Source organism: Streptomyces sp. WAC05374 (genome assembly GCF_004353505.1).
Taxonomy (GTDB): Bacteria; Actinomycetota; Actinomycetes; order Streptomycetales; family Streptomycetaceae; genus Streptomyces.
This window is the reverse complement of record NZ_SMNQ01000009.1, coordinates 117,234-140,915: the sequence shown is the minus strand read 5'-3', so window position 1 is coordinate 140,915 and position 23,682 is coordinate 117,234. Positions and strand designations below refer to the sequence as shown.

The window sequence follows — 23,682 nt, the reverse complement described above, 5'->3', positions numbered from 1 at the left end:
ATCGATGACTGAGTATGGCCGGAGCCCCGGCTCCGAACCGTGGCACCCCGAGGACCCGGCTCACGGGAACCAGGGGTGGGAAGGTCAGCAGGCCTACTACCAGCAGGCGCAGTACGGGAACCAGCAGGCGCAGTACGGAGACCAGCAGGACCCGTACCAGCAGCAGCCGCAGCAGGGTTACGGCGAGCAGCAGTACCACGCCCCTCAGGAGTACCACGCCCAGCAGACCTACGCGGGGCAGCCCTACGGCGGTCAACAGCCGTACGACACGGGCGCCTGGGACACCGGCCAGCAGACGGCGATGCCCTACGGGGCCCACGCGCCGGCCGACCCGTACGCCGCCCAGGGCCCCGACCTGTACGGCACCCCCGAGGCGTACCCGCCGCCGCAGCCCCCGGGCCAGCGGCGGGCCGAGCCGGAGCCCGGCCCGCCGCGGGAGCCGGCGCACCGGGAACCGGAGGAGGAGAGCCACCCGTTCTTCTCGGACGGCGCACCGGACGGGGGACCGGACGACGGCCACGACGACGACCCCGACGGCGACGCGGGCTCGTCCCGGCGCGGCGGGGGCCAGGGCCGCCGGGGTGGCAAGCCGCAGAAGAAGCGCAAGAGCCGCAACGGCCTCGCCTGCCTGGTCGTCGCGCTGGTCATGGCGGGCGGCGCCGGCGGCGTCGGCTACGTCGGCTACCAGTTCTGGCAGGGCCAGTTCGGCCCGGCGCCCGACTTCACCGGTGAGGGAACGAGCGAGACCGTCCAGGTCGAGATCCCCAAGGGCGCCGGCGGTTACGAGATCGCCGCCCTCCTCGTCGAGCACGGCGTGGTCAAGAGCCAGGGCGCCTTCGTCTCCGCCCAGGAGAAGAACCCCCGCGGCAAGAGCATCCAGGACGGCGTCTACACCCTGAAGAAGGGGATGTCCGCCGCCAGCGCCGTCGAGGCCATGCTCAATCCGGAGAACCGGAACGCCCTCACCATTCCCGAGGGCAAGCGGAGCGCCTACATCTACGCGGAGATCGACAAGAAACTCGAACTCAAGCCGGGCACCACCAAGTCGGTCGCCAAGGCGAAGGCGAAGACCCTCGGCCTGCCGGAGTGGGCGACCGGCCACCCCGACGTCAAGGACCCGCTGGAAGGCTTCCTCTTCCCGGCCAGTTACCCGGTGGCCAAGGGGGCCAAGCCGGAGGACGTCCTCAAGAAGATGGTCGCCCGGGCGAACGCCGAATACGGAAAGCTCGACATCGAGAACAAGGCCGCGTCGCTGGGTCTCAAGGGTCCGTGGGAGCTGCTGACCGTCGCCAGCCTGGTGCAGGTGGAGGGCAAGTACAAGCACGACTTCGACAAGGTGTCGCGCGTCGTGTACAACCGCCTCAAGCCGAACAACATCGAGACCGTCGGCCGGCTCGAATTCGACTCCACCATCAACTACATCAAGGAAGAAAGCACCCTCGACGTCGGTGCGGTGTCGGACCTGCGCAAGATCGACGATCCGTACAACACCTATGACATCAAGGGCCTGACGCCCGGGCCGATCAGCAATCCCGGTGTCGACGCCATCAATTCCGCGCTGAAACCGACCCCGGGTCCCTGGTACTACTTCGTGTCGATCAACGAGGACAAGACGGTGTTCTCGGTGACCAACGAGGAGCACAACCGGAACGTCGAGCAGTACGAAAAGGAACGGGAGAAGTCCGGACAGTGAGCACAGTGAAGCGCGCCGCCGTCCTCGGGTCGCCGATCGCCCACTCCCTCTCCCCGGTGCTGCACCGGGCGGCCTACGCCGAGCTCGGCCTCGCCGACTGGTCGTACGACCGGTTCGAGGTGGACGAGGCCCGGCTCCCGGCGTTCCTGGACGGCCTGGACGACTCCTGGGCCGGACTGTCGCTGACCATGCCGCTCAAGCGGGCCGTCATCCCGCTGCTCGACGAGGTCACCGCCACGGCGGCCTCCGTGGAGGCCGTCAACACGGTCGTCCTCACCGAGGACGGCCGCCGTACCGGCGACAACACCGACATCCCTGGCATGATCGCCGCGCTGCGGGAGCGGGGCGTGGAGAAGGTGGAGACCGCCGCCGTGCTCGGCGCGGGGGCCACCGCGTCCTCCGCGCTCGCCGCGCTGTCCCTCGTCTGCACCGGCCCCGTCACCGCGTACGTGCGCAGTGAGGCCCGCGCCGCCGAGATGCGCGGCTGGGGCGAGCGGCTCGGCGTCCACGTCCGTACCGCCGACTGGGGGCGGGCGGCCGAAGGGCTGCGGGCGCCCCTGGTGATCGCCACGACGCCCGCCGGGACGACCGACGCGCTCGCCGCCGAGGTCCCGGGCCGGCCCGGCACCCTCTTCGACGTGCTGTACGAGCCGTGGCCCACCGCCCTGGCGGCCGCCTGGTCGGCCCGCGGGGGAGCGGTGCTCGGAGGACTCGACCTCCTCGTCCACCAGGCCGTCCTCCAGGTGGAACAGATGACCGGCCGCACCCCGGCCCCCCTGGCCGCCATGCGCGCCGCCGGCGAACGGGCCCTCGCCGCCCGCTAGGGGCCCGCCGGTCCCCCGCCGCGCCACGAGGCGGGCCGCGCGGCGCGTCGCGGACCTGACCGCCGCGGAGTCCGTCTTGTGGACCGCGCACCAGTGCGGGGCCCGGACGTGGGAGGATCAGGGTGGCGGGCCAGGGCCGCGCACCCGGTCGCGCCGTCGCTGTCGAGGCGCGAGCATGAGGAGCACCGTTGAGCAGGTTGCGCTGGCTGACCGCTGGGGAGTCCCACGGTCCCGCACTGGTGGCGACGCTGGAGGGCCTTCCCGCCGGTGTCCCGATCACCACGGAGATGGTGGCGGACCACCTGGCCCGTCGGCGCCTCGGCTACGGGCGCGGCGCGCGGATGAAGTTCGAGCGCGACGAGGTGACCTTCCTCGGCGGCGTACGCCACGGCCTGACCATGGGCTCGCCCGTCGCCGTGATGGTCGGCAACACCGAGTGGCCCAAGTGGGAGAAGGTCATGGCGGCCGACCCGGTCGACCCGGCCGAGCTCGCCGAACTGGCCCGCAACGCCCCCCTGACCCGCCCTCGCCCCGGCCACGCCGACCTGGCGGGCATGCAGAAGTACGGGTTCGACGAGGCCCGCCCGGTCCTGGAGCGGGCCAGCGCCCGCGAGACCGCCGCCCGCGTCGCCCTCGGCGCCGTCGCCCGCTCCTACCTCAAGGAGACGGCGGGCATCGAGATCGTGTCGCACGTCGTCGAGCTCGCCGCCGCCAAGGCCCCCTACGGCGTGTACCCGACCCCCGCCGACGTCGAGAAGCTGGACGCCGACCCGGTGCGCTGCCTGGACCCCGACGCGTCGAAGGCGATGGTCGCCGAGATCGACCAGGCCCACAAGGACGGTGACACCCTCGGCGGCGTCGTCGAGGTCCTCGCGTACGGCGTGCCCGTCGGCCTCGGCTCGCACGTCCACTGGGACCGGCGCCTGGACGCCCGGCTGGCCGCCGCCCTCATGGGCATCCAGGCCATCAAGGGCGTCGAGGTCGGCGACGGGTTCGACCTCGCCCGCGTACCCGGCTCCAAGGCCCACGACGAGATCGTCGCCACCGGCGAGGGCATCAAGCGCACCTCCGGCCGCTCCGGCGGCACGGAGGGCGGTCTGACCACGGGTGAGCTGCTGCGCGTCCGCGCCGCGATGAAGCCCATCGCGACCGTGCCCCGGGCGCTGAAGACCGTCGACGTCGTCACCGGCGAGGCCGCCGCCGCGCACCACCAGCGCTCCGACGTCTGCGCCGTCCCGGCCGCCGGCATCGTCGCCGAGGCCATGGTCGCCCTCGTCCTCGCCGACGCGGTCGCGGAGAAGTTCGGCGGCGACAGCGTCGCCGAGACCCGCCGCAACGTCCGCTCGTACCTCGACAACCTCCACATCAAGTGAGCACCGGCCCGCTGATCGTCCTGGTCGGCCCGATGGGCTCCGGAAAGTCCACCGTGGGCGCGCTGCTCGCCGACCGGCTCGGCGTGCCCTACCGGGACACCGACGCCGACATCGTGGCCGCCGAGGGGCGCGAGATCTCGGACATCTTCGTCGAGGACGGCGAGGAGCACTTCCGCGCGCTGGAGCGCGAGGCCGTACGCACCGCCGTCGCCGAACACCAGGGCGTCCTCGCCCTCGGCGGCGGCGCCGTCCTCGACGCCGGCACCCGCCGGCTCCTCGCCGGGCTCCCGGTCGCGTACCTCTCGATGGACGTCGAGGAGGCGGTCCGGCGCGTCGGGCTCAACACCGCCCGCCCGCTGCTCGCCGTCAACCCGCGCCGCCAGTGGCGCGAGCTGATGGAGGCCCGCAGGCACCTGTACACCGAAGTCGCCCGCGTGGTGGTGGCCACCGACGACAAGACCCCCGAAGAGGTCGCCCAGGCGGTCCTCGACGCACTGGAGCTCCAGAAGTGACTGACCACGCAGTGACCCGCATCCAGGTCGGCGGCACGGCCGGCACCGACCCCTACGAGGTGCTGGTCGGCCGGCAGCTCCTCGGCGAGCTCGGGGGGCTCGTCGGCAACGCCAAGCGCGTCGCCGTCGTCCACCCCGAGGCGCTGGCTGAGACCGGTGAGGCGCTGCGCGCCGACCTCGCCGAGCAGGGGTACGAGGCCATCGCGATCCAGGTGCCCAACGCGGAGGAGGCCAAGACCGCCGAGGTCGCCGCCTACTGCTGGAAGGCGCTCGGCCAGTCCGGCTTCACCCGCACCGACGTGATCGTCGGCGTCGGCGGCGGTGCCACCACCGACCTCGCCGGCTTCGTCGCGGCCACCTGGCTGCGCGGAGTGCGCTGGATCGCCGTCCCCACCACCGTGCTCGCCATGGTCGACGCGGCGGTCGGCGGCAAGACCGGCATCAACACCGCCGAGGGCAAGAACCTCGTGGGCGCCTTCCACCCGCCCGCCGGTGTCCTGTGCGACCTCGCCGCCCTCGACTCGCTCCCGGTCCACGACTACGTCAGCGGCCTGGCCGAGATCATCAAGGCCGGTTTCATCGCCGACCCGGTGATCCTGGACCTGATCGAGGCGGACCCCGAGGCCGCCCGCACCCCCGCGGGCCCGCACACCGCCGAGCTGATCGAGCGCTCCATCCGCGTCAAGGCCGACGTCGTGTCGTCCGACCTGAAGGAGTCCGGGCTCCGCGAGATCCTCAACTACGGCCACACCCTCGCGCACGCGATCGAGAAGAACGAGCGCTACAAGTGGCGCCACGGCGCCGCCGTCTCCGTCGGCATGGTCTTCGCCGCCGAACTCGGCCGCCTCGCCGGCCGTCTCGACGACGCCACCGCCGACCGGCACCGCACCGTGCTCGAGGCCGTCGGCCTCCCGCTCACCTACCGCGGCGACCAGTGGCCCAAGCTGCTGGAGACCATGAAGGTCGACAAGAAGTCCCGGGGCGACCTGCTGCGCTTCATCGTCCTGGACGGCCTGGCCCGGCCCACGGTCCTCGAAGGCCCCGACCCGGCCGTCCTCGTCGCCGCGTACGGGGAGGTCTCCGCGTGACCGCGCGGCGCGTCCTGGTCCTCAACGGCCCGAACCTCGGCCGCCTCGGCTCCCGCGAGCCCGACGTCTACGGCTCCACCTCGTACGCCGGCCTCGTCGAGGCGTGCCGGTCGCTCGGCAAGGAGCTCGGTTTCGACGTCGAGGTGCGCGAGACGAACGACGAGGGCGAGATGATCCGCTGGCTCCACGAGGCGGCCGACGGCTCCCTCCCCGTGGTGCTCAACCCCGGCGCGTTCACGCACTACTCGTACGGCATGAGGGACGCGGCCGCCCAGCGCACCGCGCCCCTCATCGAGGTGCACATCTCCAACCCGTACACGCGGGAGGAGTTCCGCCACACCTCCGTCGTGGCGGCCGTGGCCAGCGGCACCGTCGCGGGCTTCGGCATCGGCTCCTACCGCCTCGCCCTGCGCGCCCTCGCCGACGAACTGGCCTAGCCGGGCACTCCGCACCGTCCCCGGCCGTTCCCATACAGTCGGCCGGGGAGGGTACGGTTCGGTAACGGGCCGCCCAACGGCCGCCCGACCAGCACCGATCGGACGAGACGGAGTGGCACCGGATGCAGCACGCAGTGGGGGCTCCGCTGCCGCCGCCCCACCTGCCGGGGCACGCAGCCACCGGATGGACGAACCAGGCCGCCGCCCACCACCCGGGCCCGCCGCCACCGCAGGGCCCCCCGCCCGCGGCACCTCCCGCCGCGCCTCCCGCGGCGCCGCCCAACTGGGTCCCGCCCGAGACCACGGGCCACATCCACCTGCCGCCCGGCGCCCCGGTCGCCGCCCCGGCGCCGGCGCCGCACACCGCGCCCGGCACTCCGGGGACCGGCACCGCCACGCTCGCCGTCCTCCTCATCGGCCCGGCCGGGGCGGGCAAGACCACCGTCGCCCGGTACTGGGCCAGCACCCGCCGGGTGCCCACCGCGCACATCAGCCTGGACGACGTACGCGAATGGGTCTGCGCCGGCTTCGCCGACCCCCAGTCCGGCTGGAACGACCAGTCCGAGGCGCAGTACCGGCTGGCCCGCCGCACCTGTGGCTTCGCCGCGCGCAACTTCCTGGCCAACGGCATCTCCTGCATCCTCGACGACGCCGTCTTCCCCGACCGCCCGGTCGTGGGCCTGGGCGGCTGGAAGCGCCACGTCGGGCCCGGGCTGCTGCCCGTCGTCCTCCTCCCGGGCCTCGAGATCGTCCTGGAGCGCAACGCCGAGCGCAGCGGGAACCGCCGGCTCTCCGACGAGGAGGTCGCCGGCATCCACGGCCGCATGGCCGGCTGGTACGGCTCCGGGCTGCCGATCATCGACAACTCCAAGTACGACGTCGAGACCACCGCCCGGGTCCTGGACGACGTCCTCGCCCGCGCCATAGCGAGCCCGCCGGCCTTCTAGAGCCGTGTCCCCTCCAGGTCCGTCAGGCCCTGGAGGGGACACGGCCGCGCGGTGCGCTCAGCGGGAGGACGACTTCACCAGCCGGCGGATGTTGTCCAGGCTGCCGCAGTCCGCCGCCAGGTGCCGGGCCCGGGCCTCGGCGAACGCGGTGCCGAGCTCCGCGCGGCGTTCGGCGGCGACGTTCTCGCGGGCGTCGTTGATGAGCGTCCGCTCCTCCTCGTCGGCGTGGTGGTTCACCGCCGTGACGAGCTCCTCGAGCTTCTCGTCCCACTCCTCGGAACCGGTGTCCTCCACTTCGAGCAGGGCCAGCAGGGCCTCGTTGCCCTCCTGGTGCTCGTGCACGCTGTGCTCGACGTCCTCGTCGTCCACGTTCTTGTAGCGCCGCAGCGCGGGGTAGACCTCGCTCTCCTCCGCCTCCGCGTGGGCCACCAGGAGGGCGGCGAACTCCTGGAGCGCCCCGGCCCGGTCGGCCTGGACGTTCCGCATCGCCCGGAACAGCTCCTCCATCCGGCGGTGGTCCCGCAGGATCAGCTCGACGACATCGGTGGTCGTGGTGGCAGTACTGGCCGGCATGGTGACTCCTTCGAACCGTGGCGACTGTGTCCGCTCCGCCGGATACCCCGGTTTTTGCCGTTGACCACCCCGGCCGCCCCGCCACCGGCGCCGCCCGCGAGGGGCCTGCCCTCCGGCCGCCGGCGCCCCGGTCGGCCCGCCCGACCTGCCGACCCGGGCGGGCACTCGTAGGCTCGGGGCATGTCAGAGGTGTTTGCGGACCGCCGAGGGCGGCTGCGCGACCGGTGCGCGGCGTCCGGCTCTGCGGCGGCCCTGGTCTCCCGCCCCGCCAACGTCCGGTATCTCGCGGGCGGCGCGCCCCCCGGCGCCGTCCTGCTCCTGGGCGCCGGCGACGACGTCCTGCTCTGCCCCCGCCCGCCCACGGGCGACCCGGTCGAGGGCCGCCTCGACGAGCGGCTGCGCCAGATGGTGCTGCCCTCCTCCGGCGGCGACCCGGCGGTCGCGGCCGTGGGCATCGCCGGCCGCGAGGGGGCGGACACCCTCGCGGTGGAGGAACACCACCTGACCGTCGCCCGCCACCGCGCCATGGGCTCGGTCGCCCCGAAGGTGCGCCTGGCGGACCTGGGCACCGCCATCGAGCAGGAGCGGATCGTCAAGGACGAGGACGAGATCACCTGCCTCCGGATCGCGGCCGAGATCACCGACCAGGCGCTCGGCGAGCTCCTCGAATCGATCCTGGTAGGCCGCACCGAGCGCCACCTCGCCCTGGAGCTGGAACGCCGCCTGGTGGACCACGGCGCCGACGGCCCGGCGTTCCCCACCTCCGTCGCGACCGGCCCCAACGCCGGCCGGGGCGGTCACCGGCCGTCCGACCGCCGCGTCGAGGAGGGTGATTTCCTCTCCGTCTGCCTGGGCGCCAACTACCGCGGCTACCGCTGCGAGATCGGCCGTACGTTCGTCATCGGCACCTCGCCCGCCGACTGGCAGATCGAGCTGTACGACCTCGTCTTCGCCGCTCAGCGGGCCGCCCGCGAGGCCCTGGCCCCCGGGACCGCGTACCGCGACGTGGACCGCGCCGCCCGCCAGATCCTGGACGCGGCGGGGTACGGCGAGTGCGTCGCGCCCTTCCTCGGACACGGTGTCGGGCTCGAAATCGAGGAGGACCCGCAGTTGGCACCCGGCGCCATGGGTAAACTGGACGCTTGTGTGCCGGTCACCGTCGAACCGGGGGTCCACCTCCCGGGCCGGGGCGGTGTCCGGATCGATGACACGCTCGTCGTACGCCAGGTGGCGGACGGCGGACCCGAGCTACTCACCATCACGACCAAGGAGCTGCTCGCGCTGTAGCGCGTGACGCACCACGCCTCGGTCGTCCACCAGCGTCAGTCCAGGAGATTCCGCAACCGTGGCTTCCACGAACGACCTCAAGAACGGCATGGTGCTCAAGCTCGACAACGACCAGCTCTGGTCCGTGGTCGAGTTCCAGCACGTCAAGCCCGGCAAGGGCCCGGCCTTCGTGCGCACCAAGCTCAAGAACGTGCTCTCCGGCAAGATCGTCGACAAGACGTTCAACGCCGGTGTGAAGGTCGAGACGGCCACCGTCGACCGCCGCGACATGCAGTTCTCGTACATGGACGGCGAGTACTTCGTCTTCATGGACATGCAGACGTACGACCAGCTCCACGTCTCCCGCGCCGCCGTCGGCGACGCCGCGAACTTCCTGATCGAGGGCTTCACCGCCACCGTCGCCACGCACGAGGGCGAGGTGCTCTACGTCGAGCTCCCCGCCGCCGTCGAGCTGACGATCCAGGAGACCGAGCCGGGCGTCCAGGGCGACCGCTCCACCGGTGGCACCAAGCCGGCCATCCTGGAGACCGGCCACCAGATCCAGGTCCCGCTCTTCATCACCACCGGTGAGAAGATCAAGGTCGACACTCGTGACAGCGGCTACCTCGGCCGGGTGAACAGCTAACCGTGGCTGCCCGGAACAAGGCCCGTAAGCGCGCCTTCCAGATCCTCTTCGAGGCCGATCAGCGCGGTGCCTCCGCGCAGGAGGTCCTCGCGGACTGGGTCCGGCACGCCCGGTCCGACGACCGGCAGCCGCCGGTCAGCGAGTACACGATGGAGCTCGTCGAGGGGTACGCACAGTACGCCGACCGGATCGACGATCTCATCGCCACCTACGCGGAGGGCTGGGCGCTCGACCGGATGCCGGTCGTCGACCGGAACATCCTGCGTCTCGGTGCGTACGAGCTGGTGTGGGTGGACGGCACTCCGGACGCGGTGGTGATCGACGAGGCGGTGCAGCTCGCCAAGGAGTTCTCCACCGACGAGTCCCCGTCGTTCGTCAACGGCCTGCTGGCCCGCTTCAAGGACCTCAAGCCGAAGCTCCGCCGGGACTGACCGGCTCGCCCCGAGCCGGAACCGAGCCTGTACGAAGGGCCCGCAGCGCACCTCGCGCGGCGGGCCCTTCGGCGTGGGACCGCCAGGTTCCCCACGGGCACGAAAGAGCCGCCGGGGCGGTGGGACACCCGAAGGTGACCCCCGCACCCGGCGGCAACGTTTCTGCTGTAGGAAGGCCCGTGAATCAGGCCTCTTCGTGGGCGACCGCACGGCGCGCGTCCGCGTCCAGCACGCCCCAGCTAATGAGCTGCTCGGTCAGCACCGAGGGCGACTGGTCGTAGATGACCGCCAGGGTGCGCAGGGCGTCCTGCCGGATCGACAGCACCTTGCCGTTGTAGTCACCACGCTGCGACTGGATCGTCGCGGCGTACCGCTGCAGCGGGCCCGCCTTCTCCGCGGGGACGTGTGCCAGGCGCTCCAGGTCCAGGACGAGCTTCGGCGGCGGCTCGGCGGCCCCGCCCGGCGTGGTGCCCGGCAGCAGCTCCTGCACCGGGACGCCGTAGAAGTCGGCCAGCTCGGCCAGGCGCTGCACGGTCACGGCACGGTCACCGCGCTCGTACGAGCCGACCACCACGGCCTTCCAGCGCCCCTGGGACTTCTCCTCCACCCCGTGGAGAGAGAGGCCCTGCTGGGTGCGGATGGCACGGAGCTTGGCCCCGAGCTGTTTTGCGTATTCGCTGGACATATAGCTCCCGGGAAAGAGTGGTAACTCACTGTGAGGTTACGCAGCGTTACTTGGCTGCGTCAAGCCGAATGGTCCGTACCGGCCCTCTTTGGCGACCCGTGGCAGGAGCACGCACCGGGCCCTGGTACCGTGGATGGCGCAATTCCGACGTCCTTTAAGGTCCGTCCCGTGAGGCGGAGAAGGAGGTCCGTTTCGTATGGACGCCATTCAGCAGTCCGATGCCGCGCGCCCCGTCCTCGAGGGCCCCGACATCGCGCGGGTCCTGACCCGCATCGCCCACGAGATCGTCGAGCGCGCCAAGGGCGCCGACGACGTGGTGCTCCTCGGCATTCCCACGCGTGGCGTCTTCCTCGCCCGCCGTCTCGCCGACAAGCTCGAGCAGATCACCGGCCGCCCGCTGCCGGTCGGCTCCCTCGACATCACCATGTACCGCGACGATCTGCGGATGCGGCCCGCCCGCGCGCTCGCCCGCACCGAGATCCCCGGTGACGGCATCGACGGCCGCCTGGTCGTCCTCGTGGACGACGTGCTCTTCTCCGGCCGCACCATCCGCGCCGCCCTCGACGCGCTCGGCGACATCGGCCGCCCGCGCGCCGTCCAGCTCGCGGTCCTCGTCGACCGGGGCCATCGCGAACTCCCGATCCGCGCCGACTACGTCGGCAAGAACCTCCCCACGTCGCTGCGGGAGACGGTCAAGGTCCAGCTCGCCGAGGAGGACGGTCGCGACACCGTGCTGCTCGGGCTGCGGGAGACCGCCTCCACGGCCGCGGCCGGCGAGCAGTAGCACCCCCGTACGACCTTTCGCGTACGGCGTGCCGCGCCGCGCGCCCGCATGCCCAACGGACCTGTCCAGGCACGGCCCCACCAGGTCACCCCTCGGCCCGCAACCTCCACAAAAACGGAGAAACTCCCCCAGATGATGCGCCACCTCATCTCGGCCGCCGACCTCACCCGCGACGACGCCGTCCTCATCCTCGACACCGCCGAGGAGATGGCCCGGGTCGCCGACCGGCCGATCAAGAAGCTGCCCACCCTGCGCGGCCGCACCGTCGTCAACCTCTTCTTCGAGGACTCGACCCGTACCCGCATCTCCTTCGAGGCCGCCGAGAAGCGCCTGTCCGCCGACGTCATCAACTTCAGCGCCAAGGGCTCCTCCGTCTCCAAGGGCGAGTCCCTGAAGGACACCGCGCAGACCCTGGAGGCGATGGGCGTGGACGCCGTCGTCATCCGGCACGGCGCCTCCGGCGCCCCGTACCGCCTGGCCACCTCCGGCTGGATCGACGCCGCCGTCATCAACGCCGGTGACGGCACCCACCAGCACCCCACGCAGGCGCTGCTGGACGCCTTCACCATGCGCCGCCGCCTGGTCGGCCGGGACGCGGGCCTCGGCCAGGACCTGGCCGGCAAGCGGATCACCATCGTCGGGGACGTGCTGCACAGCCGGGTCGCCCGCTCCAACGTCGACCTGCTGCACACCCTCGGCGCCGAGGTCACCCTCGTCGCCCCGCCCACGCTGGTCCCCGTGGGCGTCGAGACCTGGCCCTGCGAGGTGTCCTACGACCTCGACAGCACCCTGCCGAAGTCCGACGCCGTGATGATGCTGCGCGTCCAGCGCGAGCGGATGAACGCCGCGTTCTTCCCGACCGAGCGCGAGTACTCGCGCCGCTACGGCCTCGACGGCGACCGCATGGCGCGGATGCCCGAGCACGCCATCGTGATGCACCCCGGCCCCATGGTCCGCGGCATGGAGATCACCGCCGAGGTCGCCGACTCCGGCCGCTGCACGGTCGTCGAGCAGGTCGCCAACGGCGTCTCCATCCGCATGGCCGTCCTGTACCTGCTGCTCGGCGGCGCCACGCCCGATTCCAAAGACGCCTCCGCCGTCGCCCAGACCCGTACCGAGGAGAAGTAAGACCGATGAGCAAGACCCTGATCCGTGGTGCGAAGGTGCTGGGCGGCGAGGCCCAGGACGTCCTGATCGACGGCGAGACCGTCGCGGCCGTCGGCCCCGGCCTGGAGGCCGGTGACGCCACCGTGGTCGAGGCCGCGGGGAAGATCCTGCTGCCGGGCCTGGTGGACCTCCACACCCACCTGCGCGAGCCGGGCCGCGAGGACTCCGAGACCGTCCTCACCGGCACCCGGGCCGCCGCCTCCGGCGGTTACACCTCCGTGTTCGCCATGGCCAACACCTTCCCGGTCGCCGACACCGCCGGCGTCGTCGAGCAGGTCTACCGGCTCGGCCAGGAGCACGGCTACTGCGACGTGCAGCCCATCGGCGCCGTCACCGTCGGCCTGGAGGGCAAGAAGCTCGCCGAGCTGGGCGCCATGCACGAGTCCGCCGCCGGCGTCACCGTCTTCTCCGACGACGGCAAGTGCGTCGACGACGCCGTGATCATGCGCCGTGCGCTGGAGTACGTGAAGGCCTTCAACGGCGTCGTCGCCCAGCACGCCCAGGAGCCCCGCCTCACCGAGGGCGCCCAGATGAACGAGGGCGTCGTCTCCGCCGAGCTGGGACTGGGAGGCTGGCCGGCCGTCGCCGAGGAGTCGATCATCGCGCGTGACGTGCTGCTCGCCGAGCACGTCGGCTCCCGCGTCCACATCTGCCACCTGTCGACCGCCGGGTCCGTCGAGATCGTCCGGTGGGCCAAGTCGCGCGGCATCGACGTCACCGCCGAGGTCACCCCGCACCACCTGCTCCTGACCGACGAGCTGGTCCGCTCCTACAACCCGGTCTACAAGGTCAACCCGCCGCTGCGCACCGAGCGCGACGTGAGGGCGCTGCGCGAGGCGCTGGCGGACGGCACGATCGACATCGTCGCCACCGACCACGCCCCGCACCCGCACGAGGACAAGGACTGCGAGTGGGCGGCGGCCGCCATGGGCATGGTCGGCCTGGAGACCGCGCTGTCCGTGGTCCAGCACACGATGGTCGAGACCGGCCTGCTGGACTGGGCCGGGGTCGCCGACCGCATGTCGTTCAGGCCCGCCGCGATCGGCCGCGCCACCGGCCACGGCCGGCCCGTCTCGGCAGGTGAGCCCGCCAACCTCACCCTGGTCGATCCGGCATACCGTGGTCCCGTGGACCCCGCGGGCTTCGCCTCCCGCAGCCGCAACACCCCCTACGAGGGCCGCGAGCTGCCGGGTCGCGTCACCCACACCTTCCTGCGGGGCCGGGCGACGCTCATGGACGGGAAGCTGGCGTGACACTCATCGACATCGCGGCGGAGCAGAAGTCGGCGGAGGTGACCGACTGGGCCGCCCGGCTCGGCTGGGTCGCCGGGCTGCTGCTCTTCATCGCCCTCGTCTACTGGCTGATGCGCCAGGGCTGGAAGTGGCGCGGCAGCCTCCAGTCGGACCTGCCCGAGCTGCCGGGAATGCCGGACGCCCCCGGTGCGGCGAGACTGACGATGACCGGCCGCTACCACGGCTCCACCACCGCCGGTCAGTGGCTCGACCGGATCGTCGCCCACGGGCTGGGTACCCGCAGCCGCGTCGAGCTGACGCTCACGGACGAGGGCCTGGCGGTCGTACGCCCCGGGGCGCGCGACTTCTTCGTCCCGGCCGGGAACCTGCGCGGCGCCCGGCTGGACAAGGGCATCGCGGGCAAGGTCCTCGCCGAGGGCGGCCTGCTGATCGTCACCTGGGCCCACGGCGAGACGCTGATCGACTCCGGCTTCCGCTCCGACCGCGCGGCGGAGCACACCACCTGGGCCGACACCCTGAACACCATGATCACCACTACGACGGAAGGCGCCGCACGATGACGACCTCCACAAGGGGAGCCGCCAAGACTCCCGCCGTACTCGTCCTGGAGGACGGCCGCACCTTCCGTGGCCGCGCCTACGGGGCCGTGGGGGAGACCTTCGGCGAGGCCGTGTTCTCCACGGGCATGACCGGCTACCAGGAAACCCTGACCGACCCGTCGTACCACCGCCAGGTCGTCGTGATGACCGCGCCGCACGTCGGCAACACCGGCGTCAACGACGAGGACCCCGAGTCCGGGAAGATCTGGGTCTCCGGGTACGTCGTCCGCGACCCCGCCCGCGTCCCCTCCAACTGGCGCTCCCGCCGCACCCTCGACGAGGAGCTGGCCGCCCAGGGCGTCGTCGGCATCAGCGGCATCGACACCCGCGCCCTCACCCGCCACCTCCGCGAGCGCGGCGCCATGCGCGTGGGCATCTTCTCCGGCGACGCGATCGCCGACGAAACGACCCTGCTCGCCAGGGTCCAGGCCGCCCCGCAGATGAAGGGCGCCGACCTCGCCGCCGAGGTCGCCACCACCGAGCCGTACGTCGTGCCGGCGATCGGCGAGAAGAAGTTCACCGTCGCCGCCGTCGACCTCGGCATCAAGGGCATGACCCCGCACCGGATGGCCGAGCGCGGCATCGAGGTCCACGTGCTGCCCGCCACCGCCACCGCGGAGGACGTGTACGCGGTGAACCCCGACGGCGTGTTCTTCTCCAACGGCCCCGGCGACCCCGCCACCGCCGACGGCCCCGTCTCCGTCATGCGGGCCGTCCTGGAGCGCAAGACGCCCCTGTTCGGCATCTGCTTCGGCAACCAGATCCTCGGCCGCGCGCTCGGCTTCGGCACCTACAAGCTGAAGTACGGCCACCGGGGCATCAACCAGCCCGTGCAGGACCGCACGACCGGCAAGGTCGAGGTCACCGCGCACAACCACGGCTTCGCCGTCGACGCCCCCCTCGACAAGGTGTCCGACACCCCCTTCGGCCGCGCCGAGGTCTCCCACGTCTGCCTCAACGACAACGTGGTGGAGGGCCTCCAGCTTCTCGACCAGCCGGCCTTCAGCGTCCAGTACCACCCCGAAGCGGCCGCCGGCCCGCACGACGCCGCGTACCTCTTCGACCGCTTCGTATCCCTGATGGAGGCCGAGCGTGCCTAAGCGCACCGATATCCAGTCCGTCCTGGTCATCGGCTCCGGCCCGATCGTCATCGGCCAGGCCGCCGAGTTCGACTACTCCGGCACCCAGGCGTGCCGCGTCCTCAAGGCCGAGGGCCTGCGGGTCATCCTGGTGAACTCCAACCCCGCGACGATCATGACCGACCCGGAGATCGCCGACGCCACCTACGTCGAGCCGATCACCCCCGAGTTCGTCGAGAAGATCATCGCCAAGGAGCGCCCCGACGCGCTCCTGCCCACCCTGGGCGGCCAGACCGCGCTCAACACCGCGATCTCCATGCACGAGCAGGGTGTGCTGGAGAAGTACGGCGTGGAGCTCATCGGCGCCAACGTCGAGGCCATCCACAAGGGCGAGGACCGCGACCTGTTCAAGGGCGTCGTCGAGGCCGTCCGCGCCAAGATCGGCCACGGCGAGTCCGCCCGCTCGGTCATCTGCCACTCCATGGACGACGTCCTCAAGGGCGTCGAGACGCTCGGCGGCTACCCCGTCGTCGTCCGCCCCTCCTTCACCATGGGCGGCGCCGGTTCCGGCTTCGCCCACGACGAGGAGGAGCTGCGCCGCATCGCCGGGCAGGGCCTGACGCTGTCTCCCACCACCGAGGTGCTCCTGGAGGAGTCCATCCTCGGCTGGAAGGAGTACGAGCTGGAGCTGATGCGCGACAAGCACGACAACGTCGTGGTCGTCTGCTCCATCGAGAACTTCGACCCGATGGGCGTGCACACCGGTGACTCGATCACCGTCGCCCCGGCGATGACCCTCACCGACCGCGAGTACCAGATCCTCCGTGACGTCGGCATCGCGATCATCCGCGAGGTCGGCGTCGACACCGGCGGCTGCAACATCCAGTTCGCGGTCAACCCGGAGGACGGCCGGGTCATCGTCATCGAGATGAACCCCCGCGTCTCCCGCTCGTCCGCACTGGCGTCCAAGGCCACCGGCTTCCCGATCGCGAAGATCGCGGCCCGGCTCGCCGTGGGCTACACGCTCGACGAGATCCCCAACGACATCACCGAGAAGACCCCGGCCTCCTTCGAGCCGACCCTCGACTACGTCGTCGTCAAGGCACCGCGCTTCGCCTTCGAGAAGTTCCCGTCGGCCGACTCCACGCTGACCACGACCATGAAGTCGGTCGGCGAGGCCATGGCCATCGGCCGGAACTTCACCGAGGCGCTCCAGAAGGCGCTGCGCTCGCTGGAGAAGAAGGGCAGCCAGTTCGACTTCACCGGCGAGCCCGGCGACAAGGACGAGCTGCTGCGCGAGGCGGTCCGCCCCACCGACGGCCGCATCAACACGGTCATGCAGGCCATCCGCGCCGGCGCGACCCCCCAGGAGGTCTTCGACTCGACGAAGATCGACCCCTGGTTCGTCGACCAGCTCTTCCTGATCAAGGAGATCGCCGACGAGCTGGCCGCCGCCGACAGCCTCGACGCCGACCTGCTCGCCGAGGCCAAGCGCCACGGCTTCTCCGACGCCCAGATCGCCCGGATCCGCGGGCTGCGCGAGGACGTCGTACGCGAGGTCCGCCAGTCCCTCGGCGTCCGCCCGGTCTACAAGACGGTCGACACCTGCGCCGCCGAGTTCGCCGCGAAGACGCCGTACTTCTACTCCTCGTACGACGAGGAGAGCGAGGTCGCGCCGCGCGAGAAGCCCGCCGTGATCATCCTCGGTTCCGGCCCGAACCGCATCGGCCAGGGCATCGAGTTCGACTACTCGTGCGTCCACGCCTCCTTCGCGCTCAGCGAGGCCGGCTACGAGACCGTGATGGTCAACTGCAACCCCGAGACGGTCTCCACGGACTACGACACCTCCGACCGCCTCTACTTCGAGCCGCTCACGCTCGAGGACGTGCTGGAGATCGTCCACGCCGAGACGCTGGCCGGTCCCGTCGCGGGCGTCGTCGTCCAGCTCGGCGGCCAGACCCCCCTCGGCCTCGCCCAGGCGCTGAAGGACAACGGCGTGCCGGTCGTCGGCACCTCACCGGAGGCCATCCACGCCGCCGAGGACCGCGGCGCCTTCGGTCAGGTCCTCGCCGAGGCCGGGCTGCCCGCCCCCAAGCACGGCACCGCGACCACCTTCGCCGGCGCCAAGGCCATCGCCGACGAGATCGGCTACCCCGTGCTCGTGCGCCCGTCGTACGTGCTCGGCGGCCGCGGCATGGAGATCGTGTACGACGAGGCGCGCCTGGAGGCGTACATCGCCGAGTCCACCGAGATCTCCCCGGACCGCCCGGTCCTGGTCGACCGGTTCCTCGACGACGCCATCGAGATCGACGTCGACGCCCTCTACGACGGCACCGAGCTCTACCTCGGCGGCGTCATGGAGCACATCGAGGAGGCCGGCATCCACTCCGGCGACTCGGCGTGCGCCCTGCCCCCCATCACCCTCGGCGGCCACGACATCAAGCGGCTGCGCGCCTCCACCGAGGCGATCGCCAAGGGCGTCGGCGTACGCGGCCTGATCAACATCCAGTTCGCGATGGCCGGCGACATCCTGTACGTCCTGGAGGCCAACCCGCGCGCCAGCCGCACGGTCCCCTTCACCTCCAAGGCGACCGCCGTGCCGCTGGCGAAGGCCGCCGCCCGCATCTCGCTCGGCGCCACCGTCGCCGAGCTCCGGGAGGAGGGCCTGCTGCCCAGGACCGGTGACGGCGGCACCCTGCCGCTGGACGCGCCGATCTCCGTCAAGGAGGCCGTCATGCCGTGGTCGCGCTTCCGCGACGTGCACGGCCGCGGCGTGGACACCGTCCTCGGCCCGGAGATGCGCTCCACCGGTGAGGTCATGGGCATCGACGCGGTCTTCGGCACCGCCTACGCCAAGTCGCAGGCCGGCGCCTACGGTCCGCTGCCCACCAAGGGCCGCGCCTTCATCTCGGTCGCCAACCGCGACAAGCGCTCGATGATCTTCCCGGCGCGCGAGCTGGTCGCCCACGGCTTCGAGCTGCTGGCCACCTCCGGCACCGCCGAGGTCCTCAAGCGCAACGGCATCAACGCCACCGTCGTGCGCAAGCAGTCCGAGGGCGAGGGCCCGAACGGCGAGAAGACCATCGTCCGCCTCATCCACGACGGCGAGGTCGACCTCATCGTCAACACCCCCTACGGCACCGGCGGCCGCCTCGACGGCTACGAGATCCGCACGGCGGCCGTGGCGCGGGGCGTCCCGTGCCTGACGACGGTCCAGGCGCTGGCCGCCGCCGTCCAGGGCATCGACGCGCTCAACCACGGCGGAGTGGGCGTCCGTTCCCTCCAGGAACACGCGGAGCACCTGACCGCGGCCCGCGACTAGCAGCCCACGAGGGGGACACCGGAAACGGTGTCCCCCTCCTCATGAGGACACCACACACCATGTACAAGCTCTTCTTCCGGCTGTTCTTCACCCGCATGGACCCCGAGCAGGCCCACTACCTGGCCTTCCGCTGGATCCGCCTCGCCGCGCGCGTCCCCGTCCTGCGCACCTTCCTCGCCGCCGCCCTGGCGCCCCGCCACAAGGAGCTGCGCACCGAGGCGCTCGGCCTGCGCATGCACGGCCCGTTCGGCCTCGCGGCCGGCTTCGACAAGAACGCCGTCGCCATCGACGGCATGGCGATGCTCGGCTTCGACCACGTCGAGATCGGCACGGTCACGGGCGAGCCGCAGCCCGGCAACCCCAAGAAGCGCCTCTTCCGCCTCGTGTCGGACCGCGCCCTGATCAACCGCATGGGCTTCAACAACGACGGCTCGGCCGCGGTCGCCGCACGCCTCCACGCGCGCGTGCCGGTCTTCAGGACCGTCGTGGGCGTCAACATCGGCAAGACCAAGGTCGTCCCCGAGGCCGAGGCCGCCGCCGACTACGTGAAGTCGACCGAGCGGCTCGCCCGCCACGCCGACTACCTGGTCGTCAACGTCTCCTCGCCGAACACCCCGGGCCTGCGCAACCTCCAGGCCACCGAGTCCCTGCGGCCCCTCCTGACGGCCGTCCGCGAGGCCGCCGACCGCACGGTGACCGGCCGCCGCGTCCCGCTGCTGGTGAAGATCGCACCCGACCTGGCCGACGAGGACGTCGACGCCGTCGCCGACCTCGCCGTCGAGCTGGGCCTGGACGGCATCATCGCCACCAACACCACGATCGCCCGCGAGGGCCTGAAGTCCCCGGCCTATCTCACCAGCGAGACCGGAGGGCTGTCCGGGGCGCCGCTGAAGAAGCGCTCCCTGGAGGTGCTGCGCCGCCTTTACGCGCGCGTGGGCGACCGCATCACGCTGGTCGGCGTCGGCGGCATCGAGAACGCCGAGGACGCCTGGCAGCGCATCCTCGCCGGCGCCACCCTGGTGCAGGGCTACAGCGCCTTCATCTACGAGGGCCCGTTCTACGCCCGCGCCATCCACAAGGGCCTCGCCGCCCGGCTGAACGCCTCCCCGTACGCCACGCTCGCCGAAGCCGTCGGCGCCGACACCCGAAAGGCCGCCGCATGAGCCCGCTCGAACCCTTCGGTGCCCGTCTGCGGCACGCCATGGACGCCCGGGGCCCGCTGTGCGTCGGCATCGACCCGCACGGCTCCCTGCTGTCCGCCTGGGGCCTGAACGACGACGTGGCGGGCCTGGAGCGGTTCACGCGCACGGTCGTGGACGCCCTCGCCGGCACGGTCGCCGTCTTCAAGCCGCAGAGCGCCTTCTTCGAGCGGTTCGGCTCGCGCGGCATCGCCGTCCTGGAGCGCGCCGTGGCGGACCTGCGGGACGCGGGCGCCCTGGTCGTCATGGACGCCAAGCGCGGCGACATCGGCTCCACCATGGCCGCCTACGCCGAGACCTACCTGCGCAAGGACTCCCCGCTCTTCTCCGACGCGCTCACGGTCTCGCCCTACCTCGGGTACGGCTCGCTGCGGCCCGCCGTCGACCTGGCCCGGGAGAGCGGCGCCGGACTGTTCGTCCTCGCCCTCACCTCCAACCCCGAGGGCGCCGAGGTCCAGCGCGCGGTCCGCGAGGACGGCCGCACCATCGGCGCGACCATGCTCGCCCACCTCGCCCGGGAGAACGCGGGCCAGACGCCCATGGGCTCCTTCGGCGCGGTCGTCGGCGCCACGCTCGGCGACCTCTCCTCGTACGACCTGGACATCAACGGCCCGCTCCTGGCTCCGGGCATCGGGGCCCAGGGCGCGACCCCGGCGGACCTGCCGGGCGTCTTCGGCCCGGCCGTGCGCAACGTCGTGCCGAACGTCAGCAGGGGTGTCCTGCGTCACGGTCCGGACGCGGCGGCGCTGCGCGATGCCGCGCGGCGGTACGCGGACGAGGTGCGGGCGGCGGCCGGCGCCTGACCCCCCGCCCGGTCCACCCCGTCGGAGCCCACGGTCACCCCGAGGTGACCGTGGGTTCCCACGTGAAGGGTGTGACACGGATCACGTTCGGCCGACCTGCGATCCCCGTCGTCGGAATCTGCGCGCAAAACCGGGTCGTTATATCCCAAATGTCTGGGTAGGTCGATGCTGACCAGGACTTTTCCTTCGTTCTCGCTGACTCTGACGGCCTTGGCCGCTAGTCTCCGTCGCAGAGCCAACGTGCACTGCGTTGCTCGTTGCTCCCCTGGTGTGGGCCGACTAGGTTCCTCACCGGTCCGTATCCGACAGTTCGACATCCGAGGTGACGTAGGCGTGGCTCTTCCGCCCCTTACCCCTGAACAGCGCGCAGCCGCGCTCGAAAAGGCCGCCGCGGCTCGCCGGGAGCGGGCCGAGGTCAAGAATCGACTCAAGCACTCCGGCGCCTCGCTCCAGGAGGTCATCAAGCAGGGCCAGGAGAACGAGGTCATCGGCAAGATGAAGGTCTCCGCCCTCCTGGAGTCCCTGCCGGGCGTGGGCAAGGTCCGCGCCAAGCAGATCATGGAGCGGCTCGGCATCTCCGAAAGCCGTCGTGTGCGGGGTCTCGGCTCCAACCAGATCGCCTCCCTGGAGCGCGAGTTCGGCAGCACCGGGGCCTGACGTCCGGGGCACTGCCGTAAACCTGGAATAATCGCCCCATGGCTGCAACATCCCGGGGGACCACCCCCGAGCCCCCGGACGTACGTCCGCGACTGACCGTGCTCTCCGGCCCCTCCGGGGTCGGCAAGAGCACGGTCGTCGCTCATATGCGCAAGGTCCACCCCGAGGTCTGGCTGTCGGTGTCCGCCACGACCCGCAAGCCGCGACCCGGCGAGCGGGACGGCGTGCAGTACTACTTCGTCGCCGACGACGAGTTCGACAAGCTGATCGCCAACGGCGAGCTGCTGGAGTGGGCCGAGTTCGCCGGCAACCGGTACGGCACCCCGCGCCGCGCCGTGCTGGAGCGCCTCGAGGCGGGCGAGCCCGTGCTGCTGGAGATCGACCTCCAGGGCGCCCGGCTCGTCCGCGAGTCGATGCCGGAGGCCCAGCTCGTCTTCCTGGCCCCGCCGAGCTGGGACGAGCTGGTCCGCCGGCTCACCGGCCGGGGCACGGAGCCGCCGGAGGTCATCGAGCGGCGGCTCGAGGCAGCCAAGATCGAGCTCGCCGCGGAGGCCGAGTTCGACACCACCCTGGTCAACACCTCTGTCGAGGACGTAGCCCGTGAGCTGCTAGCCTTGATGGCAGTTGTTTGATCTTTGTCCACTTTTTCGGAAGGTAGAGCGTGTCCTCTTCCATCACCGCGCCCGAGGGCATCATCAACCCGCCGATCGACGAGCTGCTCGAGGCCACTGACTCGAAGTACAGCCTCGTGATCTACGCGGCCAAGCGTGCGCGTCAGATCAACGCGTACTACTCGCAGCTCGGTGAGGGCCTGCTGGAGTACGTCGGTCCGCTGGTGGACACCCACGTCCACGAGAAGCCGCTCTCGATCGCCCTGCGCGAGATCAACGCGGGTCTGCTGACCTCCGAGGCCATTGAGGGCCCGGCCCAGTAGGTGCCCCACTGCATGTCATGACAGGCCCGGTGGAGACTCCACCGGGCCTGTGGTGTGTCATGGAACCGTCGTCACGAGCCGCAGCCGGGAGGCGTGGAGTGGACAAGCCGAAGGTCGTCCTCGGAGTCAGTGGTGGCATCGCCGCCTACAAGGCCTGCGAGCTGCTGCGGCGGCTGACCGAGTCCGGCCATGACGTACGGGTCGTGCCGACCGGGGCCGCCCTGCACTTCGTGGGCGCCGCCACCTGGTCGGCCCTGTCCGGCAACCCGGTCTCGACCGAGGTCTGGTCGGACGTCCACGAGGTCCCGCACGTACGCATCGGGCAGCGCGCCGACCTCGTCGTCGTCGCCCCCGCCACCGCGGACATGCTCGCCAAGGCCGCCCACGGCATCGCCGACGACCTGCTGACCAACACGCTGCTCACCGCCCGGTGCCCGGTGGTCTTCGCGCCCGCCATGCACACCGAGATGTGGGAGCACCCCGCCACCCAGGAGAACGTCGCCACCCTGCGGCGCCGCGGCGCCGTGGTGATCGAGCCGGCCGTCGGCCGCCTCACCGGCGCCGACACCGGCAAGGGCCGGCTGCCCGACCCGGACGAGATCTTCGAGATCTGCCGCCGGGTGCTGGCGCGGGGCTCCGCGGCCGGCCCCGACCTCGCGGGCCGGCACGTCGTGGTCAGCGCGGGCGGTACGCGCGAGCCGCTGGACCCGGTGCGGTACCTGGGCAACCGTTCCTCCGGCAAGCAGGGGTACGCGCTCGCCCGGACCGCCGCCGCCCGGGGCGCCCGGGTGACGCTGATCGAGGCCAACACCGGCATGCCGGACCCCGCGGGCGTCGACGTCGTCCACGTGGGGACCGCCGTGCAGTTGCGCGAGGCGGTGCTGAAGGCGGCGGCCGACGCGGACGTCGTGGTGATGGCCGCCGCCGTCGCGGACTTCCGCCCGGCCTCGTACGCCGAAGGCAAGATCAAGAAGAAGGACGGCCAGGAGCCGGCGCCGATCGCGCTGGTCCGCAACCCGGACATCCTGGCCGAGATCTCGGCGGAGCGCGCCCGTCCGGGCCAGGTGGTCGTCGGCTTCGCCGCCGAGACGGATGATGTTTTGGCCAATGGTCGGGACAAGCTGCGCCGCAAGGGGTGCGACCTGCTCGTGGTGAACGAGGTGGGGGAGCGCAAGACCTTCGGCTCGGAGGAGAACGAGGCCGTGGTGCTGGCGGCGGACGGCACCGAGACCCCCGTACCGTACGGGCCCAAGGAGGCCCTGGCGGAGACCGTCTGGGACCTCGTCGTCCCCCGGCTCGGCGGCACGGACACCGGCGACTCGGATACATCCGGATGAATCTCCCATTTCGCCCCTTTGGGTGGAGGAAACCAGTAGAAAACCGGCGTTCCGGCCGGTCCTGAGAGCCGAT

The 23,682-nt window shown here is 71.7% G+C and carries 24 protein-coding genes; 22 read left to right on the top strand and 2 right to left on the bottom strand.

Translation table 11 applies throughout. From position 1 onward, the window contains the following. Window positions 1–4: 4 nt before the first annotated feature. From mltG to E2B92_RS19045, 7 genes are all read left to right on the top strand, one after another. The gene (gene mltG, locus E2B92_RS19075; RefSeq protein WP_126884524.1) at window positions 5–1,693 is read left to right on the top strand and encodes an endolytic transglycosylase MltG; all 1,689 of its coding nucleotides are present in this window, start codon (window positions 5–7) and stop codon (window positions 1,691–1,693) included. Next, window positions 1,690–2,517, top strand: a complete 828-nt coding sequence (locus tag E2B92_RS19070; protein ID WP_126884523.1) for a shikimate dehydrogenase — start codon at window positions 1,690–1,692, stop codon at window positions 2,515–2,517. The genes mltG and E2B92_RS19070 overlap by 4 nt, the downstream gene beginning before the upstream one ends. Window positions 2,518–2,705: 188 nt before the next feature. Further along, complete coding sequence (gene aroC / locus E2B92_RS19065) at window positions 2,706–3,890, top strand: chorismate synthase (protein ID WP_126884522.1); 1,185 nt, start codon at window positions 2,706–2,708, stop codon at window positions 3,888–3,890. Beyond that, window positions 3,887–4,402, top strand: coding sequence for a shikimate kinase (locus tag E2B92_RS19060; RefSeq protein ID WP_126884521.1), 516 nt, complete (start codon window positions 3,887–3,889; stop codon window positions 4,400–4,402). Before aroC ends, E2B92_RS19060 begins: the two co-directional genes overlap by 4 nt. After that, complete coding sequence (aroB, locus tag E2B92_RS19055) at window positions 4,399–5,490, top strand: 3-dehydroquinate synthase (protein WP_126884520.1); 1,092 nt, start codon at window positions 4,399–4,401, stop codon at window positions 5,488–5,490. Before E2B92_RS19060 ends, aroB begins: the two co-directional genes overlap by 4 nt. Continuing rightward, window positions 5,487–5,927, top strand: a complete 441-nt coding sequence (gene aroQ / locus E2B92_RS19050; RefSeq protein WP_126884519.1) for a type II 3-dehydroquinate dehydratase — start codon at window positions 5,487–5,489, stop codon at window positions 5,925–5,927. Before aroB ends, aroQ begins: the two co-directional genes overlap by 4 nt. Before the next feature lie 122 nt (window positions 5,928–6,049). Beyond that, window positions 6,050–6,874, top strand: a complete 825-nt coding sequence (locus tag E2B92_RS19045) for an AAA family ATPase (protein ID WP_133087614.1) — start codon at window positions 6,050–6,052, stop codon at window positions 6,872–6,874. Window positions 6,875–6,931: 57 nt separating this feature from the next. On the opposite strand, the gene E2B92_RS19040 is transcribed toward E2B92_RS19045, so the two are convergent. Further along, window positions 6,932–7,447 carry a hemerythrin domain-containing protein gene (locus E2B92_RS19040; protein WP_126884518.1) on the bottom strand — a complete coding sequence of 172 codons (516 nt, stop codon included), beginning with the start codon at window positions 7,445–7,447 and terminating at the stop codon, window positions 6,932–6,934. 180 nt (window positions 7,448–7,627) lie between these two features. Here E2B92_RS19040 and E2B92_RS19035 point away from each other — a divergent pair, with 180 nt between their 5' ends. Genes E2B92_RS19035 through nusB form a run of 3 tightly spaced genes read left to right on the top strand, consistent with a single transcriptional unit; the run spans window position 7,628 to window position 9,790 of the window. After that, window positions 7,628–8,734 carry an aminopeptidase P family protein gene (locus E2B92_RS19035; RefSeq protein WP_126884517.1) on the top strand — a complete coding sequence of 369 codons (1,107 nt, stop codon included), beginning with the start codon at window positions 7,628–7,630 and terminating at the stop codon, window positions 8,732–8,734. Window positions 8,735–8,792: 58 nt separating this feature from the next. Then, window positions 8,793–9,359, top strand: coding sequence for an elongation factor P (efp, locus tag E2B92_RS19030; RefSeq protein WP_064068025.1), 567 nt, complete (start codon window positions 8,793–8,795; stop codon window positions 9,357–9,359). 2 nt (window positions 9,360–9,361) lie between these two features. Further along, window positions 9,362–9,790: a transcription antitermination factor NusB gene (gene nusB / locus E2B92_RS19025; protein WP_126884516.1), complete on the top strand. Its 429-nt coding sequence runs from the start codon at window positions 9,362–9,364 to the stop codon at window positions 9,788–9,790. 184 nt (window positions 9,791–9,974) lie between these two features. Here nusB and bldD read toward each other — a convergent pair whose 3' ends face one another. Beyond that, window positions 9,975–10,475 (bottom strand): transcriptional regulator BldD, encoded by a 501-nt coding sequence (gene bldD, locus E2B92_RS19020; protein ID WP_126884515.1) that lies wholly within the window; start codon window positions 10,473–10,475, stop codon window positions 9,975–9,977. 196 nt (window positions 10,476–10,671) lie between these two features. Between bldD and pyrR the strand changes: the two genes are divergently transcribed. From pyrR to coaBC, 12 genes are all read left to right on the top strand, one after another. Further along, entirely contained in the window at window positions 10,672–11,259 is a 588-nt protein-coding gene (gene pyrR / locus E2B92_RS19015; RefSeq protein ID WP_126884514.1) for a bifunctional pyr operon transcriptional regulator/uracil phosphoribosyltransferase PyrR, read from the top strand. A 132-nt stretch (window positions 11,260–11,391) separates the two neighbouring features. After that, window positions 11,392–12,387, top strand: a complete 996-nt coding sequence (locus E2B92_RS19010; protein ID WP_126884513.1) for an aspartate carbamoyltransferase catalytic subunit — start codon at window positions 11,392–11,394, stop codon at window positions 12,385–12,387. Window positions 12,388–12,392: 5 nt separating this feature from the next. Then, the gene (locus E2B92_RS19005) at window positions 12,393–13,679 is read left to right on the top strand and encodes a dihydroorotase (RefSeq protein ID WP_126884512.1); all 1,287 of its coding nucleotides are present in this window, start codon (window positions 12,393–12,395) and stop codon (window positions 13,677–13,679) included. Beyond that, window positions 13,676–14,239, top strand: a complete 564-nt coding sequence (locus tag E2B92_RS19000) for a PH-like domain-containing protein (RefSeq protein ID WP_126884511.1) — start codon at window positions 13,676–13,678, stop codon at window positions 14,237–14,239. Before E2B92_RS19005 ends, E2B92_RS19000 begins: the two co-directional genes overlap by 4 nt. Continuing rightward, complete coding sequence (gene carA / locus E2B92_RS18995) at window positions 14,236–15,378, top strand: glutamine-hydrolyzing carbamoyl-phosphate synthase small subunit (RefSeq protein WP_126884510.1); 1,143 nt, start codon at window positions 14,236–14,238, stop codon at window positions 15,376–15,378. Before E2B92_RS19000 ends, carA begins: the two co-directional genes overlap by 4 nt. Then, window positions 15,371–18,679, top strand: coding sequence for a carbamoyl-phosphate synthase large subunit (carB, locus tag E2B92_RS18990; RefSeq protein WP_126884509.1), 3,309 nt, complete (start codon window positions 15,371–15,373; stop codon window positions 18,677–18,679). Before carA ends, carB begins: the two co-directional genes overlap by 8 nt. A 59-nt stretch (window positions 18,680–18,738) precedes the next feature. Beyond that, a complete protein-coding gene (locus tag E2B92_RS18985) occupies window positions 18,739–19,842 on the top strand; it encodes a quinone-dependent dihydroorotate dehydrogenase (protein ID WP_126884508.1) in 1,104 nt (367 codons plus the stop codon). Next, on the top strand, window positions 19,839–20,681 hold the full coding sequence (gene pyrF / locus E2B92_RS18980) for an orotidine-5'-phosphate decarboxylase (RefSeq protein WP_126884507.1): 843 nt from the start codon (window positions 19,839–19,841) through the stop codon (window positions 20,679–20,681). The genes E2B92_RS18985 and pyrF overlap by 4 nt, the downstream gene beginning before the upstream one ends. Window positions 20,682–21,014: 333 nt before the next feature. Beyond that, window positions 21,015–21,338 (top strand): integration host factor, encoded by a 324-nt coding sequence (locus E2B92_RS18975; protein ID WP_064068014.1) that lies wholly within the window; start codon window positions 21,015–21,017, stop codon window positions 21,336–21,338. A 38-nt stretch (window positions 21,339–21,376) separates the two neighbouring features. Continuing rightward, window positions 21,377–21,970, top strand: a complete 594-nt coding sequence (gmk, locus tag E2B92_RS18970; protein ID WP_126884506.1) for a guanylate kinase — start codon at window positions 21,377–21,379, stop codon at window positions 21,968–21,970. Window positions 21,971–21,999: 29 nt separating this feature from the next. After that, entirely contained in the window at window positions 22,000–22,272 is a 273-nt protein-coding gene (gene rpoZ / locus E2B92_RS18965) for a DNA-directed RNA polymerase subunit omega (protein WP_005319902.1), read from the top strand. A gap of 98 nt (window positions 22,273–22,370) precedes the next feature. Further along, window positions 22,371–23,609: a bifunctional phosphopantothenoylcysteine decarboxylase/phosphopantothenate--cysteine ligase CoaBC gene (gene coaBC / locus E2B92_RS18960; protein WP_126884505.1), complete on the top strand. Its 1,239-nt coding sequence runs from the start codon at window positions 22,371–22,373 to the stop codon at window positions 23,607–23,609. The last annotated feature ends 73 nt before the right edge of the window (window positions 23,610–23,682 follow it).